Origin of the sequence: Paenibacillus amylolyticus (assembly GCF_050990605.1) — a bacterium.
GTDB lineage: Bacteria > Bacillota > Bacilli > Paenibacillales > Paenibacillaceae > Paenibacillus > Paenibacillus amylolyticus_H.
On the sequence record NZ_CP158832.1, the window covers coordinates 4576291 to 4595335 of the forward strand.

Genomic DNA, 19045 nt, shown 5'->3' on the forward strand with positions numbered 1-19045 from the left:
ACACCTCCGTTAGCTTATACGCAATGATGCTTGTCCATGTTGCTTCTCATCCATTGGCTTGGCTGTATACTAGTACTTACACGGGAGACAGGCAGCTCAATCATGCAAAATGTCCGAACGATTATTGTAGTCCTCTACCTAGCTAGCCTGATCCATCTGTACCAGTTTGGCATTGGCTCCGTTAAATGCTTTGGTCTGGAGGTTAAATTGCTTTCGGAATTCAGCAAGCTTCGCATATTCGCTATTCCGTACCCGAATGGCTCGTTTAATCTTAACCAGATTAGGTTTTGCACTTTCTCTCATCAGATCATACAACTGTTCATCTGCACTCAGACTCAACTGATACGAGGAAACCAAATTTTCCAATGCACGTGCTCTTGCCTCATAGTGATCCAGCACCTTTTCAGCCTGTGCCAACGTTTCTTCGTTCTCAAATGATAGTTCCTTAAGGGAGCTGCGCAGAGCCACCGTCTGCTCGTGGGTCTGTTTCATAGCCTCTTCCGCCTGTTTCAACAACATTCTTCGTTCATGAATATGACCTGTTGCCTGATCCAGCAGTGCTTCAAGATCACTGTTTTTGTTCTTGCCTTTGTCTAAAATAGACTTGTACAACTTCATATCTTCCTGCTCATGACTGGCCAGCGTCTTCAAACTCTGATCGATCTCCTGACCGCTGAGCACCAATTGGTTCACCTGATTTGCCGCAGGCTCCTGCGGATCTCCACAACCACTCGCCAGCAGAATTAGCAATACACTTACTGCTGCGAGCGCTACTTTTTTACTCGTTAGCACCCAAGCCCTTCCTCTCTTGCATCATCTTGTTGATCTATTACAAGCGGCTATCTCCGCTAAAATTGGCTACCCAGTGTGCATTCGGATCGTATACTTCGAACTCGTAACCCCGATCTTCGAGCAGCTTCAGAATACGTGGCAGAGCCTGAACCGTCTGCTCCCGCTCATGCATCAGAATCACTTCCTTATCCCGATGTACACTTTTGCTCACGCGAGCCACAATCTTATCCGGCTGACCGGGAAGATTCCAATCCAGTGAATCTGTCGTCCAGTCCCACATTTTGAACCCGGCCGCCGCTATGTCACCTCTGAACTTTTCCCCGATCTGTGGACTGCTGCCATAAGGCGCCCGAATCAGATGAGGTGTAAAACCAATCAGATCTTGCACCATCTTCTGCTCTTTCTTGAACTCTTTCACAAAGTTTGCAGAACTGCCGCTCTTATACAGCTTTTTGTAGTTATGCGTCATGCTATGGAGCCCGGGATAACTCCCCTCCTTCAACAGCCGTTTCACTGCTTCTGGATGCTGATTCAACTGACGTCCGATCATAAAAAAGGTAGCCTTCGCCTCATGCTGCTTCAATATATCCAGCAGTTGTTCCGTATACTCCGTTGGGCCATCATCAAACGTTATGTATGCCAATTTGCGAACCTGACCCTGGAACCGTACCGGCTCCTCCTTCGCATCCGGAGTAACTTGTATCATGCCAAGCTTGGCGGGCTGTTCGATTACAGTCATTGGAGGCGGTGCTACAACACTTTTGATCCAATGCGTCATGCCAAGGAATATATATGTTATACCGGTAACGAACAGTACCAGGAGCATTAGAGCTATGCTAATCCTTCCATACCGGATTTTTCTTCGTTTATGTGTTTTCGTGCGACTTGTGCTGGGCGGAATACTGCCACGTTCTCCCGCTCTCTCTTGTTGGACTCTCACTTTCATGCCACTTCCTTACTTTCATTTTTTCCCGATTATTGGTATATTATCTCGTTTCATGTCTCTATATAGAAGATTAATAGAAAAATGGTTCGGGAGAATGACAGAATAGTTACAAGCCCGGTTACAATCTGCTTATCTCTTCATTCTCTTTATCTTTCCTGCGGTTACCTTCTCCTGTATAATGAAGTGATTTACGCCATCAGACTTCAAGAAGGAGCTACACCCATGACAAGCTTGAACCGTGTCGGCAGATCCATCTATCTGTTATTCTTTGTCGGCATTATCGCCATTTCTTTTTCTTCGATCTTTGTACGTTGGTCTACCGCAGATGTTGCGGTCATTGCCATGTACCGTCTATTTTTGACCAATCTGCTGATGCTCCCGTTTGTCTGGAAATACAGACACGAGATGATGCGTCTGAGCTTACGCCAGTGGGGCTTGCTGCTTGCATCCGGTGTGATGCTGGCCCTTCATTTTCTGCTCTGGATGGGTTCGCTACGGCTCACCAGTGTTGCCAGCTCCACAGTCATTCTCGCGCTGGAGCCTATACTGATTCTTGCCGGTTCGGTATGGCTGTTCAAAGCCAAAATTAATCGCATGATGATCATCGGCATGGGCATCGCCCTGTTTGGATCAATCGTCATTGGCGCAGGAGATTTTCAGTTGGCAGGTACTGCCCTGCAAGGTGATATCCTGTCTTTGCTTGGCACAATTGCAGTCGCTGTCCATATGCTGCTGGGTCAATTTTTGCGAGCGGGACTTAGTGCATTTTCATATAACTTCTGGGTATTCTTTGTCGCTGCTTGTACGCTGGCGGTATATAATCTGATTATGGGCCATCCGTTCGGGGGTTACGCTGCGTCAGAGTGGGGGATCTTCCTGCTACTCGCCATTGTGCCAACGATCTTCGGACATTACCTCTTCAACTGGCTGCTTCAATATATGAATGCCACAACGGTATCCATGGGCGTACTTGGGGAACCCGTATTCTCCTCTTTACTGGCCTGGATGCTGCTCGGCGAATCGCTCAGTGCTTTACAGATGTCTGCCGGGGTTGTCATTATATTCGGGGTATGGATCTTCATTCGATATGGCAAAACCAAAGCTCAACCCATTCCTGCCGATGCTCCGATCGCTGGCAAAGGGCCTGTAGAACCTACCACGGTATAACGTATTTTTTCGTAATGCGTAGTTTTAAACGACTTTACCACTCTCATAAGGCGGTGTATTTTGATGAAAAATATTGTATCCATGCGCTGGCTGCTCGCCAGAATGTATGAACCGGATGTGGTCATTGCCGATTGCCGATTCTTGCTCGGTCAGCCGGAGGCTGGAAGACAAGCCTATGAAGCCGGACATATTCCAGGCGCTGTCTATCTCGATTTGGAAAAAGACCTGTCTTCTCCGGTATCTGCGAACGGCGGACGTCACCCGCTTCCTGATCCGGCTGTGCTCGCAAGTCGTCTCTCCCAAGCTGGCATCGGCTCCAATAGTCGTATTGTTGCTTATGACGATCAAGGCGGCATGAATGCCTCACGATTGTGGTGGTTGCTTCGCTACATCGGTCATGAGCAGGTGTATATCATGGACGAAGGCTTTTCCGCTTGGCAAAATGCCAAATTCCCCGTGACTCAGGATGTGCCTGTTCAGATCCCGTCTTCCTTTGAGGTGAACCTACAGCCGCAGATGCTGGCAAGTGTGCAAGATGTGCAACAAGCCTCGATTACTGGCAGCGCTGTGTTGATCGATTCCCGCGATGCCCGCCGTTATGCGGGGCTGGAGGAGCCGATTGATGCCAAGGCCGGACATATTCCGGGTGCGGTGAATTATTTTTGGAAAGATGTGTTGGATTGGGATGGACGTTGGACAGATACTGGGGTGTTAGAAGAGCGTTTCAGTAAGCTGGACAAGGATGGTGCGATTATCGTGTACTGCGGATCAGGCGTGTCGGCTTGCCCGAACGTGATTGCACTGGAAGAAGCGGGATATACGAATGTGAAGCTGTATTCCGGGAGCTGGAGCGACTGGATTAGTTATGATGAGAATCCGGTAGCGACGGGGGAAGATAGCTCGACTTAAACTTGAACGTATAAATTAGGCGACGGCCGCATGGAGTCTAAAAGCTTCAGGCGGCATTTTACTATGCTTGTAAAATCACAATCAAGGGATGAGCAGGAACATCTCCTTTTAAAGACTTTATATAGCTTTTAGATAAACAAGTACATCAAAAGGTTATATAAGGTTAACAAAGTTTATGTTTTTTTAGAAAAACAAAAAAGCCCGCTAACAAGGGCTTCTGTAGTAAGGTTTGATAATAATAGATGAGTATTATTCACTGTTTAATTTTATCTACCCATTCTCTTTCGTTCCATATATATGGATTATTTATATTTTGATTTCCCCCTCGAATAGTGGAATCGTAACTATCCTTTCCAGAGGTATACCAGTCTACAATCACTAACTTCCCATTCAGATTTTGCACTAAAAATTCAGTAGGTTCAGCATAGGTACCTACCTCCTTCGTAATGCGTGCATTTAATTTTAGATAGAATGAATTGTTTTGCCCTTCAACATAATCTACTTTTTCAGCACCTATCTTAATCTCTTTTATTTGATTAGAGGTAAGATTATTTTTGAGAAACAAATTATGTTGCGAGGTGATCTTTTTTTCTGTGTACTGTCTAAGATTTTGGTTATCGATATATTTGCTAACATCCATCTGAATTCCGTTCCAGATGGACTTATAATATCCTGATAAAGCCTCTGTACATAATTTATATGCTTTCTCGAAATCCAATGTTGACAGATTATTTTGTTCTATAGTTAAAAAGTTAGATGAATCATTAGATTCTTTTGACACTCGATAAGCTATCTGAAACCTTATCATTTTCGGTATGGTTGTCGCCTACCGAAACCGCAGTTGATTCTTTATTTATCTTTTTATTACGTTCAGTCTCTTGACATGCACTAAGAGTAAACACAATAACTAATAAGAATAAAAGATATACACGTTTCATTGTATTTCCTCCAGTAAACTATTAATTGTTGAATGCCTCCAGTTATTGTATGAGCCACTTAAATAAAATTGCAATAGCGTTAACATACATGACATATAAAAAGTGTGTAAAACGTAAATACATTTCCTAAACTTGATGATCTTCAGAGATCTGAACAAACACAATGAAGTAAGTTGGAGCGACTGGATTAGTTATGAGGAGATAGAGGCATCGATGCACGTGAAGACTGATCCAACCAGATCCTTTCCCGCTCAATGAAACAAGATCTGCCACAGAAAATAAGGGGAAGCATTCATGAGTCCGTGAATCAAGATAATCACCCATATTTTACGATAGCGGGCCCATAAATAACCAAGAAACAGACCCGTAACCCCATGATTTGCAATCACTGTTGCCACATCCATATCCCACTGACCGTTTCCTTGAATGGCGACATGCCAGATGGACCATAGTATTGAAACTAGTAGTATGGCTGGCCATCTTCCAAGCAAAGTCTCCAATCGAGTCTGCAACCATACCCGATAAAAAACTTCCTCCAATACGCTATTGATCATAAAACCAATCAACACCAAGAGAAGTAATTCTGTCGTATCGGTTGCGGTGATTGCTCCTTCTGGTTGTGCAATTGGGGAATAGAACTTTAGATAACACCAGACCACAATAACGATTAGTGGTGCAATGACGTATCCGCGAGAGCGAGGCTTTTTCGAGATCATGTCTTGTTGCCCGCCAGTTATTTCGCGATAAATCAGCAATAAAATCAACGGAATGAACAATAGTGTCGTCAACTTGAATGCCAAATAATATAGCTGAAAATGTAATCCTTGCTGGTCTATCGTTATCAGAGAAACCGTAAATAAAACGCCTGACAGCAATAATACAATCGATTGAACGACCACGTGCTGTTTCTCCATTTGTTGGAAAGACGAGGGATATTGACTTTTATAAGGAATCATACGAATTAGAAAAATGCCAAGAAATGCCGGCAACATACTATGCCATATTGGGATTACTTCCTCACGATCAGCCGTGTACCTTATATTCAAGTTTCCGGTCCACACTAACCACAATACGGCAGCAAATATAATTATCATGCATACTAGGCCGATTGCCTTTCCCCTTCCTGGAAACATTACTTTGGATTGCTGATTCATTCCAATTCCCCTCCTTTGAGTGCTATGTCGCCTTTGTCTCTTTTTTAATTCAGTTGAGTTAAATAAACTCTAACACATCCCATCTTGAGCGTCTATTTATTTCAGTTGAGTTAAATAATATGATATTCTGTGTGTATGCCAAAAATTGTGGACCATGAGAAGATGAAAAATATTATCGCTGAAGCTACCTGGAAAATCATTAGTGAGAAAGGCATTCATCATGCAACGTCAAGAACAATTGCAAAGGAAGCCGGATTATCACAAGGCGCTTTAAGACATTATTTTTCCAAACAAGAGAGCCTGCTAGCATTTGCAATGGAGTTAGTTAAAGAAAAGGTACTTACTCGGCTAAAGAATCTGAATGCAAAAGAACTGGCGCCTCAAGAAAGAATTGTTGAATACTTGCTTGAGCTAGTGCCTACGGATGAACAAACATTATTGGAAATGGAGGTTTGGTTTGCATTTGTAAGCTATGGAAAAACGCAAAAAGGGTTTGATGCCAACTATGAGGACCTGCAAAACGCAATCAGGAACTGCATTACGTACTTGAAAAATGAAGGTCTTCTGCGCACTACCGATGAAGAGAAGGAACAGGAAAAACTGTATGCCTTTATGAATGGGATGGCTCTCAATTTGTATCTCGAGCCGGATAAAATAAATCGAACACGAAGCAAAGAAATGATACAAGACTACATCCATTGGATTATAGGTTAAAGGAACTGACGCGTAATCGTGGATAAGTAAAGACTAAAGAGCCCACGTTTTGCGCGGGCTTCTCTGTGCTTTCATTAGATTCATGTAGCATTTTAGATGCTTACATGTTCAACTTCTGTCACGTTCAGATTCAGCTTATGCTTTCGGCATACTTCGTAAAAATCTTTTGAAACAATGGGTTTGAAGATATGGATATAATCCAGCATGAAAAATTCATGCTCGCCAATTCGCTCTTCATGAAGGCAGATCCGAGATACAACTTTGACGATCTTACGCGGAGGCTGTTGTACAGATGCAGCAATGACCGCTTTGCGCCCATATTCCGAATGTTCATAATCGAAAACATCCAGACGATCAAGCTGATGTGCAGTCCAATAGGTTTCTTCCACCATACGACCGTCGTGGTAACATACCGTTGTCGGAATAAACTGTGCGTTTGTATTGGCTTCCTCCAACAGCCGGATATTGAGATTCCAGAAAATAATAGTTCAAAGAACGATGTCTCCATTCCGAATGAAGTCTTTTCAAATTTTTACGCTTGTCTACTCGTTCGTAAAGTAATGCTGTAAACGGGATTTTGTTGCTGGATGAGGCATATAAATCATGATTCGCTGATCTGGTTCATTGGGAAATTGAAGGGTGATATGCTCAAATTCAACAACGCCAAAAGTGGGATGAAGAAGCCTCTTGTAGCCGTCAAGGGAGCTTGGCACTTCATGATACTGCCACATCCTTGTAAAATCAGCACTTGTCCTCTTCAGATCTTCGATTAACTTGTCGAACGAATCATCGTTCAGATAGCGTGCTCTTGACGTTCTAAACTCGGCAATCATTCTCTGTGAGACACTCTCCCAATTCTCCGATCCCTCTTTCCACACAGGATCCGTAAATTGCCGCCACATCAGATTATAATCATGCGGAGGTGATACCGTATTAATCGTAAATACAGCATCTGCCGCTTTATTCCAAGCGAGAAAATCCCACTTTTTCCCGATGACATAGGCCGGATTAGGATTCAATTCATTCAGCATGTCCTGAATGGACGAGCTGATGCTCTCTTCAATAATAGTCGATTGAGGAGGCAGTGATTCTCCAGCAAGCAGAAAGAGATGTCTTCGCTCATTGGGCGTCAGCTTGAGTGCCGAAGCCAAGCTTTCCAGTACACCTACCGACGGACGGATATCACGACCTTGCTCAAGGCGTGTATACCATGAGAGTCCTATGTTGGCGATCCCAGCGACTTCTTCTCGCCGCAAGCCTCGTGTGCGACGACGATTGCCAGGCAAAAGGCCGACATCAAGGGGAGAAAGAGAGGCGCGTAAATCTCTTAAGAAATTACCTAGTGCTAAACGGCGCTCACTGTCGTTCAAGTAAAACCTCCCCCTTATCCTATCACTCGCAAACCCACCATGAAGCAGGTTCTCGTGACCATTTAATAGTCAAAGTATACTTAAGCCAGTTGATGAGATCAACAATTCCAGGCAAGGAGAATGAATATGACAACCATTGCAGGACAAATGTTGGCGAGCAAGGTAGTGATGATTACAGGTGCAGGGCGAGGCATTGGAGCTGAGGCAGCAAGGCTGTTTGTACAACAAGGAGCTTCTGTAATGCTCGTCGCAAGAACCGAGTCTGAGTTGCGTAAAATCAGGGATGAAATTGTGGCGTCGGGCGGAGATGCAGCATATTTTACAGCCGATCTGTCAGATATAAGCAACGTTGAAGAAGCTGTTAAAGCTACAGTGGAACGATATGGTCGTCTGGATGCTGCTTTTAATAATGCAGGCGTCGGGGTCACAGTATCATCGCTGGTGGATGAAAGAGAAGAAGACTTCGATCTGATTCAGTCCGTAAATTATAAAGGCGTCTGGCTGTGCATGAAAGCCCAGATTAAAGCTATAATGGAGACTTCGGGGTCAGGCTCTATTGTGAACACCAGCAGTGTGGGTAGTCTGAAGGGGAATCCGGGATTGGGAGCGTACGGGGCATCTAAACGAGCGGTAAACAGTCTGACTCAAACGGCTGCGGTCGAATATGGGCCAGCGGGTATCCGGGTTAATGCCATTGCTCCGGGAACCACAATGACGGATATGATTCAGCAGTGGGTTTCTATTAACCCTGACATCATTGAACAAATTAGTGCTAAGACACCTCTCAGACGTCCGGCCGAACCTATTGAGATTGCTAACGCAGCCGCTTGGTTGCTTAGTGATTATTCCTCTTTTGTTACCGGAGTAGTATTGCCTGTAGACGGTGGACTTAGTGTATAGAGATTCGGTGGCTACGGTCTGAGTGTCTTAATTGATGTCGATAGAGAGTCAACTTGCATGCAAAATAGGGGCCGGGTCACTCACTAGCGTGAGTACCCTGCCCCTTGCTTTGATATACATAGGAAATATACAGACCTTAATCAACACTTTAACAGATCGAAAAGAAACAGTCTATATTTTTGGAAAAATATTCTATATATTTAGGTAGCTGGCCGGCAAAATACAGTTGAAACGGAGCATAAATCAATGATGTCCAACAACCATCTTACTCGTAAAGAATTACAGGAGTATGTACAACATGTATTTGATTCCAGTTACCTCATAACGCAGAGTACAAGAATACATGGAGGCGCACAAAAAGTCATTTACAAAATTGACTGCACGAATGGTTTCACTTGTATGCTGTACGTTTGGGATATTTCCAGCAACTATTTTCAGCAAGAGATCTTGAATGACCCCACTTTCCACAGTTCCTTTGGCAGCGAACTTTTCTCTTTGAATACTCGCTTTCTCGCTCAACATGGAATTCGAACGCCGACCTTGTATGACCTAAATAGCGATAGAGATCAGCACGCTTATGATTTTGCTCTTGTTGAGTATGTGGATGGACAGAAGGCCGAGGCCTATTTCCAGCATAAAAATCACAAAGATCGGGATGCGTTATTTCAACGGATCAGGGATATGTTGTCTAATATGCATGGAATCCAAAGGAACGCTTATGGAAACGCCAACGATAAAAGCAAAAAGGCTGGGCCATGCTACCAAGTTCAGCGGTTGGATGCCCAAACAGCTTTATCCTATGCATCCAAACACATGACAGATATCAGGAAAAATAACGAAAGGCTGCTTGAGAAACTTTACGAGTTGGAAGCAGCAATTCAACCCAGAGATCTCTATAGTTTCATTCATGGAGAGCTAGGTCCGGATCATATATGGATAGATCATGCGATGCAACCATGTCTTATTGATATTGAGGGCGCAGAATTCTTTGATCTCGAATATGAGCATAGCTTTCTGGAGTTTCGATTTGGAGACTTTTATCACGATTTAGTAAATAACGATCTCGACCCGGAGCGGATGAACTTTTATCGATTTTGCCATCATCTATCCTTGACATCAGGTGGATTGAAACTGCTTCACAGACAATTCCCCGATCAGCAATTCGCTAGAGGTCTCGCGGAGTATCATGCCAGATGTGCAGTTCAGATGCTTATGTGATAAGAACAATAAACATGAATATGGATATAAATGTGACAGGCTGCATTACCATTTCTTCGTCCGTTCAGCTTCTAGCTTATGGGCAATTTCTTGCATATTTTCAGAACCAAATTCGAATCATATGGGGAGTGTAATACTTTCGCCCAAGTACAAAATCAGCAGAATTGTTAATCAAAGGAGATTTCCAGATGAAAGCTGCAGTTGTGACAAAGGACAAGAGGGTCAGTGTAGAGGAAAAACAACTTCGCCCCCTCAAACATGGCGAAGCGCTCGTTCAAACTGAATATTGCGGAGTGTGCCACACGGACTTACATGTAAAAAATGCCGATTTTGGTGACGTTACGGGCAGGGTTCTCGGTCATGAAGGCGTTGGAAAAGTCATTCAATTAGGGGAAGGGGTAACCAACCTAAGTATCGGCGATCGAGTCAGCATTGCCTGGTTGTTCAAAAGCTGCGGTCACTGCGAGTATTGCTTGACCGGGCGGGAAACGCTGTGCCGTGTGGTCAAGAATGCAGGTTACACGGTAGATGGCGCAATGGCGGAACAATGCATCGTTACGGCCGACTATGCGGTAAAGGTACCGGATAATCTCGATCCTGCTGCTGCAACCAGCGTAACTTGCGCCGGAGTTACCACCTATAAAGCGGTAAAAGTAAGCAATATCCAACCAGGGCAGTGGATCGGTATTTTCGGCATCGGTGGTTTGGGTAACCTGGCTGTGCAGTATGCAAAACATGTGTTCAATGCCAAAGTCATAGCCTTTGACATCAATGAAGACAAACTGGAATCGGCGCTGAAGGTCGGTGCTGACCATGTGGTTAACAGCTTGAAGGACGATCCGGTCTCCAGAGCCAAAGAGTTAACAAACGGGTATGGACTGGATGCAACCGTAGTTACCGCTGTTGCGAAAACGCCTTTTAATCAAGCCATCGATGTTGTAAAAGCAGGCGCTCGGGTCGTCGCGGTAGGACTTCCGACGGACAAGATGGATCTTGATATTCCACGCCTCGTTCTCGACGGTATACAAGTCATCGGCTCCTTGGTTGGCACGCGGGAAGACTTGAAGGAGGCTTTCCAGTTTGCCGCAGAAGGCAAAGTCGTTCCCATCGTAAGCAAACGTCCGCTTGAAGACATTAACCACATCTTCAAGGAGATGGAACAAGGCAAAATCCAGGGACGCATGGTCATTGATTTTACTAAGTAATGAGACCAGAATATCAGATCCAATTGTAACCCGGGGACCAGGTGAAGCTTTAGGTAACCAATGTCCTGAACGCTGACAGGCTATGATTATAAATCATAGTCTGTTTTTTTGTCCTGTTACCCTACAGTCAGAGCCGCATACTAAGTCGCTAAAATAGCGACTTGGTATGCAACGATGTGGAGTAATACTTCTTAAATTTATTTTATGAAGACGATGATCATCTTTCAAACGTTGCCATGATCACTGCTCTTCCTAAAGTATGAGTAAGCATGTTAAAGCCTAGAAAAGCAGGTGTTGCATCAGCCGTAATACCTATATCCTCAACATCCAAAGCATGAACGATAAAAAAGTAACGATGCGGTCCATCTCCAACGGGCGGTGCAGCACCAATGAAACCTGTAAACGAGGCGTCATTTTTCAATTGAATAGCTCCATTAGGCAAACCAGTGCCCTCCTCACTTCCTGCTCCAGTTGCCAATACTGTCACGTTAGCGGGGATATTATAGACAGACCAGTGCCAAAATCCTGATCCCGTTGGAGCATCGGGGTCATACACCGTAACTGCGTAACTTTTTGTCCCTACCGGTGCGCCGGACCATCTCAATTCAGGTGAAATATCTTGTCCGCCTTCTACCCCAAATTTTCCGGAAAGCTGTGGAGTGGATAATACATTATTTTCAGAGATATCCGAACTTGTCATATTAAAGCTGGCTACTTCAGGCAATCTTGCAAACGGATTATTTTGCTCGTTTTTCATTTTGAACCTCCAAGTGATATGGGCTTATATTCAGGAGACGGCCGTTCCTTGCTTCGAAGTATATCAAACATTAAATCATTGTAAAAATAGATAGTTCGAATTATAATCATTGTGATTTCGAATGATTGGAGAGACAAAAATGGAACTGAGGCACCTGGAGGCTTTTAAAGCTGTTTGCGAACAGTTACATTTCACGAAAGCAGCTGAACTGTTAAACATTGCACAGCCAACGTTAAGTCAGCAAATCAAAGCGTTAGAGGATGAGATCGGGACTCCCCTGTTTGATCGGATGGGCAAGCGAATTGCAGTAACAGAAGCAGGACAGATTCTTTATGAACAGTGCAATCAAATTTTCAGAAACCTGAACTATGCTTATGATGCGATTAACGACTTGCGCACGCTGCAACGAGGAAAATTAGTCTTGGGAGTACTACCGTGTGATGTGGATGAACTTTTGACACCAGCCATGATTGAATTCCATCAAGAGTTTCCGAATATCCAGCTCCTGATTCAGGATTCCAATCGAATTGTCGAGGAGGTGCTGGAGGGAAACATCGATATCGGAATTACTACAGTTCCTGTTATCGAAGACAACAGGCTTGTCCATTTGCCTTTATATACAGAACAATTTTCAGTAGCCGTATCAAAAAGCAGTGAATTGGCGGGACGCTCGCAAATATACTTGAAGGAACTTAAAGATTTGAGTCTCGTGATGTTTCCTGATCATCATCATTGCCGCAAGTTGATAGATTCCTATTGCGAGAACCAAGGCTTTGATTTAAACCCCATTATCGAAACGTCAGCCATGATTTCATTGATGCGATTAGTGAAAAATAATGTTGGCGGGACCGTTTTACCCAAGCCGCTTTTGCAAACCTGGGATGACCGATTCTATCATATAATCAATCTGGTTGAGCCTACACCCACACGAGATATTGGCATCGTGTATCGGGCTGACAAGTTCCTGGGGCAAGCCGGTAGAACGTTTATTCGTAAAGTACAGGAGGCCGCCAATTAATCAAAATATTTAATCTGAAGGTTGCTAAATACTGCCGTCCCCCCTTCAGTATATAGCGTGATTCCACGGTCGTTGGAGTGGGGGAAAATGATATTGGATAACACCAATGAACCGTCATCAACAAAGACCTCGATACTGGTCTTGTCTACCAGAATCTTGAGATGAACCTTGTTCTTCTCGGGAGTATATGCCGCTTGACTCTCCAAGTCTTGGCCACTCCTGTCAGGATTCCCGGTATATGCACGGTTCACATAGACATAGCCGCCTTCTACATTGACGCCGGTATCCACATGTCGGCTCTGGTCGTTGGATTCCCGAAGCCTTAATCCAACATTGTTGACCTTTGTCCACGATATATCAGCCTCAAGCTGATAGGAATCTCCCCTCACATGAAGTGCATGAGATCCCTTCACTGTAATCGGTTTGAAGGCAGACTTCGAGACTGCCGCTTGTTCCAGTGACTCAATCGGTCTTGAGATCAGTCGATACTGGCCCGTTTTGGATACAATAAGTTTAATTTCACGAACAATGGAATCCATGCCGTTGTAACCTTCCTGCAGTGTCGGCGTATTGTTGGCATAGTTCCAGTTATTCATCCAGGCGAATGCGTAGCGGTGACTGGATTTGTCACTGCTTGCCCCATCTTCAAATGTAACTCCTCCATACCAGTCGAAGCCATAGTCCAACCATTGTGGTTCATGAAGATCCGGAACAAATTCTGTGCCATTAAAGCTTCCGGTCCAGTAAGCGTAGGTGTTGGGTTGTCCTGAGGACCTGCCATTGGCGCTTACGCCGAGCACCCATTTAGAGGTTCCGTTATCTGCCCGCATCAGAAATAGATCAGGACATTCCACCAAACCCACGTTTTCCGTGAAGAAGCCTCCGGTATATCGCCAATTTTTCAAATCAGCCGATTCGTAGAATCCAATCTTCGTTCCTTCAGCCAGAGCCATAACCCATTTTCGGGATCGGTCATCCCAGATGATTTTAGGGTCTCTGAAATCCTTTTGTCCCGGATTCTTTAACACCGGTCGATCTCCATAAGGCTTAAACGTTTTCCCTTGATTGGTGCTGTACCATAAGAATTGTTCCTGCTGTCCACTGCTCGCAGAAGGCTGTGTCATAATGGCAACAAGCGCCCCTTTTCCAAAACCAGCTGTACCTGACGCATCCACAACCAGGGAGCCTGACCATGGATCACCGTTCCGGTTCGTGTATTTGGGAATTGCCACGCCTTCATCCTTCCAATGGACCAGATCGACCGATGTTGCATGCCGCCATTCCGTACCATTGCCTGTGGGATAATCACCGTTATACAGATAATAGTAGTGGTATTTCCCGTTCAGATATATCGGCCTTTGGGGATCGTTCTTCCACTTGTCTGGCGTTGTAAAATGAAAGCTAGCTCTTAGACTCTCCCTAGGAGAGGCTATTCCCGTATCCTCGGTAGGCCATCCGCTTTGGCTCAGGATCGGAATGATAGTGAAAGCGAGCGTGATCATACCACAGACAGTAAACCATATGACCATTTTCTTTCTGGTTTTGTTATTCATCACAGATACCTCGTTTATGAAAAAGAAAATGCCAATAGATATCGACATTTTCTTTCTTCAGACTTTCTGTGGAATTTGATTATTCCACTGTCAATTGTCCTTGTGTCAGAATGCTGTTCTTCACTACGGATGTTTTGGACCCTTTGATATTCACCAAGAAACTTGGTGCGAAGGTAGAACGATGATCTTCAAACATTCCTCGGTTGGTCATATAACTGGTGATCACTACGTTATTGCCTTGAACCTGCGGAATAGCAAAATGTGCATAAGTCCAGGTTACATCCTTAGGGTCCAGATCTTGATGCAATACAAGTCCAGTACCATTCAACGGCTTGTAAGGTCCTGTCAGAGAATCAGATACATAGCCCAGCATGTAGATATCTTCGTCATCAATGCCATCCACAAACATTTTGGCTCCTCTTGTATCCGTGAACAAATACCATTTTCCATTCAACTTAAAAATATTAGCGCGTTCAATTTCATCTGTTACTGTATTCGATGCAATCAGCGGCTTCATCACTTGTTTTAAGGTATAATCGTCATTCAATTCAATGATCCCCAGAGCGCCATTGGCCAGGGAGGCCAGCTTCCTATTAGGGCTTTGCAGCAATTTCTCCCTCTCGGCCTGGAAGAACTTCTTGCTTCCCTCGTAGAAGGCTCTGTTATTGAATGAATCCTCGCCCTGATAGCCCATTTCTGTTCCCGTATTGGCTTCGAAAACAAGGTATTTACGACCATTATCTTCCACATAGTGAGGATCTCTCAACGTATGATTGTCGGAAAAATCCCCCCCGCTGAAAGCCTGATTGACTGTTTGATACATTTTTCCGTCACCATCAAAGATCGACTTGAAATCTTCAACACTGTCGACCTTGAGCGTGTCCTCTGGAAGTTCGGAGACATTAATCTGAGCAGTCGTCAGGGTTTGCTTACCGTAAAATCCATTGGCCGGATCCCAGCCATGACGATTGGTGTAGAACAGACGAATATGACCATCAGCAGTCAGTGTAGAAGAGCCGGACCATTCCTCTGCCTGGAGATTCAGAATTGGATCATTCGGGACGTCCTTGTCAGTGTTTTTGAACACTCTGCCTGCATTTTTCCAGGCATCAATGGATGTGTCTCCTGCTTTTTTGTAAAACATATAGATGAATGTGTCCCATCCCCGATCCGGGTCACCCGCCAAACCAAAGACGATTTGATAACCATGATAGTCTGCTACAGTACCATCCGCATTCTGCAGCGGCCAGGTATCCCACACATCCATGTCGATGACGTTTCCATTTTCATCATATCCTTTTGCGGAAGGGATATTTTGGATATTAGAAGCGTCAAACTGAGGAATCTTGAATTGTGCTTTAATTTGTTTCTCAGGGATTTTCAAAGCGTCTGCACGTGTAATATGCGAGATACCATAACTCTCTTTGTAGTCAGACTTCTTTTCTTTGGCTAAAGCCGAAACTCCCCCACCTGCCAATAGTGCTGTAGCAAACGTTACTGCGGTCACTCTTCTCACAAGCTTCTGAATATTCATTGATTTTTCCCTCTCTCTTGTCATTTTTTCTGAAAAACAGAAAAAGACCTAAAAATCGCTAGGGCATGGTGGATACACCACTCCCAACGGACTTTTAGGTCTTGCCTGCTTACCAGTAACAATCCCGACATATTCAACTGTCGATAACTATTCTATAGGGTCTGATCAAAACTTGGCTATAGATCGAAACTCCCGATTTAGTCCAAGGACCAGAGACTCAATATACCAAGCAAAAGAATCAATCCAAGGATGGATTAAGTCGATGATCTATCCGGCTAATCTCCATGGCGATCACAACCAGTTGGCTTTCGGTAAAAGTATATCCATAATCCTCTTCAACCATTTCACCGATCTCGAGGGCCTGTGTATATGCTTCAGTAAAATTCATCCTTGCAATTGCTACAAGCTCCGGATTCAGTTCATTGCGAAGTCTGCCTGATTCATCCGTTTGCAGCATATTCTCAATCTGGGTCAAAAGTCTCTCATAGTTCGCAGACCCCCGATCCACCACACCGGCAACATGTCCCACACCTTCTGCGATATCCCTGATCATGGCCGTCTTTTCCGGAGCCTTGTGGCTCATGCCCGCATTCTTCCAGGCAGTATGGATATGCATGGCGATATAACCAACCTCATCTTCCGGGATGGCTACTTGTAATTTCTTGTGGATCAGATGCTTGGCATGAAGCGCGAGTTGGAACTCTCTTGGATAGAGGATACGAATCTCCTCAAGAAGTGTGTTTCGTATTTCGATCCCCTTGCCAATCCGCTCCAGGGCAAACGAGAGATGGTCTGTAAGCGCGATGTGAATATGCTCATGGAACGTGACGCCCAATGATTTCTCGGCGAAAGTGATGATCTGCTGGGTGACCGCAATTTCTTCTTCGGGCAGGGTTCCTAGTATTTCCTGAAGGTGGTTGTACTGTTTTGGATCCGTCATCACAAACACTTTTTCAACAAGGCTTGGGTCTACAATATCATTTTTTCCTTTTCGGAAAACAATCCCCGCCCCCATGACAATTTTCTCTTCTCCATGATCGTTAACCACAGCGGCGTTATTGTTGAGTATTTTTTTGATCTTCATGTTAGTCTCCTATGCCTGTTCGTTAAGTTTATCAGTATCTGGTCGAACAATGCGATCCACACCGAGTAGCAGGGTAACGCTAAAAGCCGTGGCTAGAGCAAGCACAAAACCGATCAGATAATGAACAAGATTCATCAACCCGGGCTGTACGATAAAAGCGATCATCGGGATTCCGGTTAGCCCAAATGAATTGGCCACAACCTGATGAAAAGCCATATATGCCCCTCCGGCGGCTCCTCCGGCAACAGCACCCAGAAAAGGGCGCCCAAGTTTGAGATTAACACCGAAGGTGACTGGCTCGGTGATACCGAACAGCGCCGTGATCGAGGCAGGCAAAGCTATTTTCCTTAATGCTCCGTCATGGGTTCTGGCATACACTGCAAGACCCGCCCCCGCTTGCGCGATATTCGCCATGGACCAGATCGGAAGCAAAAAATTGAAGCCGATATCCGGATTGGATATCAATCCAACTTCGACGGCCTGAATCCCGTGATGGAGACCAGTGAGCACAATGGAGCTGTATATCCCTCCAAGCAGAAAGCCAAATAGCAAGCTCCCGTAATTGAAGACGTATTCCAGAATACTTCCCAGCGAACGACCCAGACCAAGAGCAAGGGGTTCAATAACCAGTACCGCAAGGCTGCCCGCGATGCTAAAGCTTAAAAAGGGAACGAGCAGAACAGCTCCGGATGATGGTATCCATCGGCGTAGTCTCTTCTCAATAATCGTCAGCACAAACGCCGCAAGAACGGTTGGGATAATGGCTCCCTGATACCCGAATTGCGGGGATATGGGCAAAGCTTGAGCAAAGGCTGGATTTCCACCGATTTCGGTAAACGTAATAATCCCCGGATGAGTCATGACAATCCCAACAGCGGCACCAAGCGCCGGGGTTCCGCCGAACCGCTTGGCCGTGTTGTACCCGAAAAGAACCGCCATCAGCTGGAACGCTGAACCCGTCAGCAGTGATAGAATCCGGAACCACATTTGGCCGGGATCATCCCAACCGAATGCTCCCGCAAGACCCAAGAGACCCAATAGCAGCCCTGCCCCGACGAAGAGCGGAATAATGGGCACCACGATATCAGAAAAGAAGTGGAATACGTCCATCAACCTGCGCAACAGCGCTTTTGAATGAAGGCCCTTATCATCGGCCCATCTGCTAACCGGAGACACGGAAGGCATTGGATAGGAATCAGTATGATCTACTTCGTGTATCCGTGGTATTACAGGTTCATTCGGGCCGTCTTCTTTGGGTATGGACGAAGCAGCTGACTGAAGCATGCCAATCACCTGGCGATTAACCTTCGAGACAAGAGCGGGACCAAGGATAACCTGCAGTTGTCCAGCACGAACGAATACCCCTTGAATTTCCTGTATCCCCTCAAGACGTTCTAGTTCCACCAGATCACTGTTCTGCAACCGGAGTCGGAGTCGTGTCGTGCAATGGGTGCTTTCGATAATATTGTCCGTTCCTCCTGACCATTCAATAAGTTGCGTGGCCAATGCCCTTGCAGAACTACGCCCCTTTGTGACACTCCGGTCATCCTGCTGCATGGATGCTCCTCCCTGTTACTTAGCATTAAACGGACATTGAAAGATCGACGATCTATCATGGACAGTTGATCTTCTTCAAAAATAACAATTCCGTCATTTATGGCAATATTACTATTGTGACCACTTCACTTTCCAAAATCAATGGTCAGGAAATACCACTATTCTGAGGACAATGGCTCATCTTGGCTGTTCATCCAGTTCCAGCAGGTTCATAATTCTATTCGGTCTC

General features: G+C 45.0%; 19 protein-coding genes. 7 read left to right on the plus strand and 12 right to left on the minus strand.

Annotated elements, in window-relative coordinates; all coding sequences use genetic code 11:
* Positions 1-138 precede the first annotated feature (138 nt).
* Both ABTV53_RS20345 and ABTV53_RS20350 read right to left on the minus strand, forming a co-directional pair.
* Positions 139-792: a YkyA family protein gene (locus tag ABTV53_RS20345; RefSeq protein WP_433745760.1), complete on the minus strand. Its 654-nt coding sequence runs from the start codon at positions 790-792 to the stop codon at positions 139-141.
* A gap of 37 nt (positions 793-829) precedes the next feature.
* Entirely contained in the window at positions 830-1732 is a 903-nt protein-coding gene (locus tag ABTV53_RS20350; RefSeq protein ID WP_433745763.1) for a polysaccharide deacetylase family protein, read from the minus strand.
* A 228-nt stretch (positions 1733-1960) separates the two neighbouring features.
* On the opposite strand from ABTV53_RS20350, the gene ABTV53_RS20355 reads away from it, so the two are divergent.
* The gene (locus ABTV53_RS20355; protein WP_433745765.1) at positions 1961-2905 is read left to right on the plus strand and encodes a DMT family transporter; all 945 of its coding nucleotides are present in this window, start codon (positions 1961-1963) and stop codon (positions 2903-2905) included.
* Positions 2906-2968: 63 nt separating this feature from the next.
* On the plus strand, positions 2969-3814 hold the full coding sequence (locus ABTV53_RS20360) for a sulfurtransferase (RefSeq protein WP_433745767.1): 846 nt from the start codon (positions 2969-2971) through the stop codon (positions 3812-3814).
* A 253-nt stretch (positions 3815-4067) separates the two neighbouring features.
* On the opposite strand, the gene ABTV53_RS20365 is transcribed toward ABTV53_RS20360, so the two are convergent.
* The 3 genes from ABTV53_RS20365 to ABTV53_RS20375 all read right to left on the minus strand — a co-directional run bounded on the left by ABTV53_RS20365 (position 4068) and on the right by ABTV53_RS20375 (position 5651).
* Positions 4068-4595 carry a hypothetical protein gene (locus ABTV53_RS20365; RefSeq protein WP_433745770.1) on the minus strand — a complete coding sequence of 176 codons (528 nt, stop codon included), beginning with the start codon at positions 4593-4595 and terminating at the stop codon, positions 4068-4070.
* Positions 4579-4752: a hypothetical protein gene (locus tag ABTV53_RS20370; protein WP_433745773.1), complete on the minus strand. Its 174-nt coding sequence runs from the start codon at positions 4750-4752 to the stop codon at positions 4579-4581. Before ABTV53_RS20370 ends, ABTV53_RS20365 begins: the two co-directional genes overlap by 17 nt.
* A 251-nt stretch (positions 4753-5003) precedes the next feature.
* Positions 5004-5651 carry a lysostaphin resistance A-like protein gene (locus tag ABTV53_RS20375; RefSeq protein ID WP_433745776.1) on the minus strand — a complete coding sequence of 216 codons (648 nt, stop codon included), beginning with the start codon at positions 5649-5651 and terminating at the stop codon, positions 5004-5006.
* 390 nt (positions 5652-6041) lie between these two features.
* Between ABTV53_RS20375 and ABTV53_RS20380 the strand changes: the two genes are divergently transcribed.
* Positions 6042-6620: a TetR/AcrR family transcriptional regulator gene (locus ABTV53_RS20380; RefSeq protein ID WP_433745778.1), complete on the plus strand. Its 579-nt coding sequence runs from the start codon at positions 6042-6044 to the stop codon at positions 6618-6620.
* Between the two features lie 92 nt (positions 6621-6712).
* On the opposite strand, the gene ABTV53_RS20385 is transcribed toward ABTV53_RS20380, so the two are convergent.
* Both ABTV53_RS20385 and ABTV53_RS20390 read right to left on the minus strand, forming a co-directional pair.
* Entirely contained in the window at positions 6713-7075 is a 363-nt protein-coding gene (locus ABTV53_RS20385; protein ID WP_433745781.1) for an imm11 family protein, read from the minus strand.
* A gap of 87 nt (positions 7076-7162) precedes the next feature.
* The gene (locus ABTV53_RS20390; RefSeq protein ID WP_433745784.1) at positions 7163-7990 is read right to left on the minus strand and encodes a helix-turn-helix transcriptional regulator; all 828 of its coding nucleotides are present in this window, start codon (positions 7988-7990) and stop codon (positions 7163-7165) included.
* A 126-nt stretch (positions 7991-8116) separates the two neighbouring features.
* On the opposite strand from ABTV53_RS20390, the gene ABTV53_RS20395 reads away from it, so the two are divergent.
* From ABTV53_RS20395 to adhP, 3 genes are all read left to right on the plus strand, one after another.
* Complete coding sequence (locus ABTV53_RS20395; RefSeq protein WP_433745787.1) at positions 8117-8890, plus strand: SDR family NAD(P)-dependent oxidoreductase; 774 nt, start codon at positions 8117-8119, stop codon at positions 8888-8890.
* Between the two features lie 246 nt (positions 8891-9136).
* Positions 9137-10108 (plus strand): phosphotransferase family protein, encoded by a 972-nt coding sequence (locus ABTV53_RS20400; RefSeq protein ID WP_433745789.1) that lies wholly within the window; start codon positions 9137-9139, stop codon positions 10106-10108.
* A gap of 188 nt (positions 10109-10296) precedes the next feature.
* Positions 10297-11313: an alcohol dehydrogenase AdhP gene (adhP, locus tag ABTV53_RS20405; protein ID WP_433745792.1), complete on the plus strand. Its 1017-nt coding sequence runs from the start codon at positions 10297-10299 to the stop codon at positions 11311-11313.
* Positions 11314-11530: 217 nt separating this feature from the next.
* Here adhP and ABTV53_RS20410 read toward each other — a convergent pair whose 3' ends face one another.
* Positions 11531-12070 (minus strand): YbhB/YbcL family Raf kinase inhibitor-like protein, encoded by a 540-nt coding sequence (locus ABTV53_RS20410; RefSeq protein ID WP_433745795.1) that lies wholly within the window; start codon positions 12068-12070, stop codon positions 11531-11533.
* Positions 12071-12209: 139 nt separating this feature from the next.
* On the opposite strand from ABTV53_RS20410, the gene ABTV53_RS20415 reads away from it, so the two are divergent.
* Positions 12210-13088, plus strand: coding sequence for a LysR family transcriptional regulator (locus tag ABTV53_RS20415; protein WP_433745798.1), 879 nt, complete (start codon positions 12210-12212; stop codon positions 13086-13088).
* Here the strand turns inward: ABTV53_RS20415 and ABTV53_RS20420 are convergent.
* The 4 genes from ABTV53_RS20420 to ABTV53_RS20435 all read right to left on the minus strand — a co-directional run bounded on the left by ABTV53_RS20420 (position 13085) and on the right by ABTV53_RS20435 (position 18816).
* Positions 13085-14641 (minus strand): glycoside hydrolase family 32 protein, encoded by a 1557-nt coding sequence (locus ABTV53_RS20420; RefSeq protein WP_433745800.1) that lies wholly within the window; start codon positions 14639-14641, stop codon positions 13085-13087. The genes ABTV53_RS20415 and ABTV53_RS20420 overlap by 4 nt on opposite strands.
* Positions 14642-14720: 79 nt before the next feature.
* A complete protein-coding gene (locus ABTV53_RS20425) occupies positions 14721-16175 on the minus strand; it encodes a glycoside hydrolase family 68 protein (protein ID WP_433745803.1) in 1455 nt (484 codons plus the stop codon).
* Between the two features lie 238 nt (positions 16176-16413).
* Positions 16414-17259: a PRD domain-containing protein gene (locus tag ABTV53_RS20430; RefSeq protein ID WP_433745806.1), complete on the minus strand. Its 846-nt coding sequence runs from the start codon at positions 17257-17259 to the stop codon at positions 16414-16416.
* Between the two features lie 9 nt (positions 17260-17268).
* Positions 17269-18816, minus strand: coding sequence for a PTS transporter subunit EIIC (locus ABTV53_RS20435; RefSeq protein ID WP_433745809.1), 1548 nt, complete (start codon positions 18814-18816; stop codon positions 17269-17271).
* Positions 18817-19045: the final 229 nt, after the last annotated feature.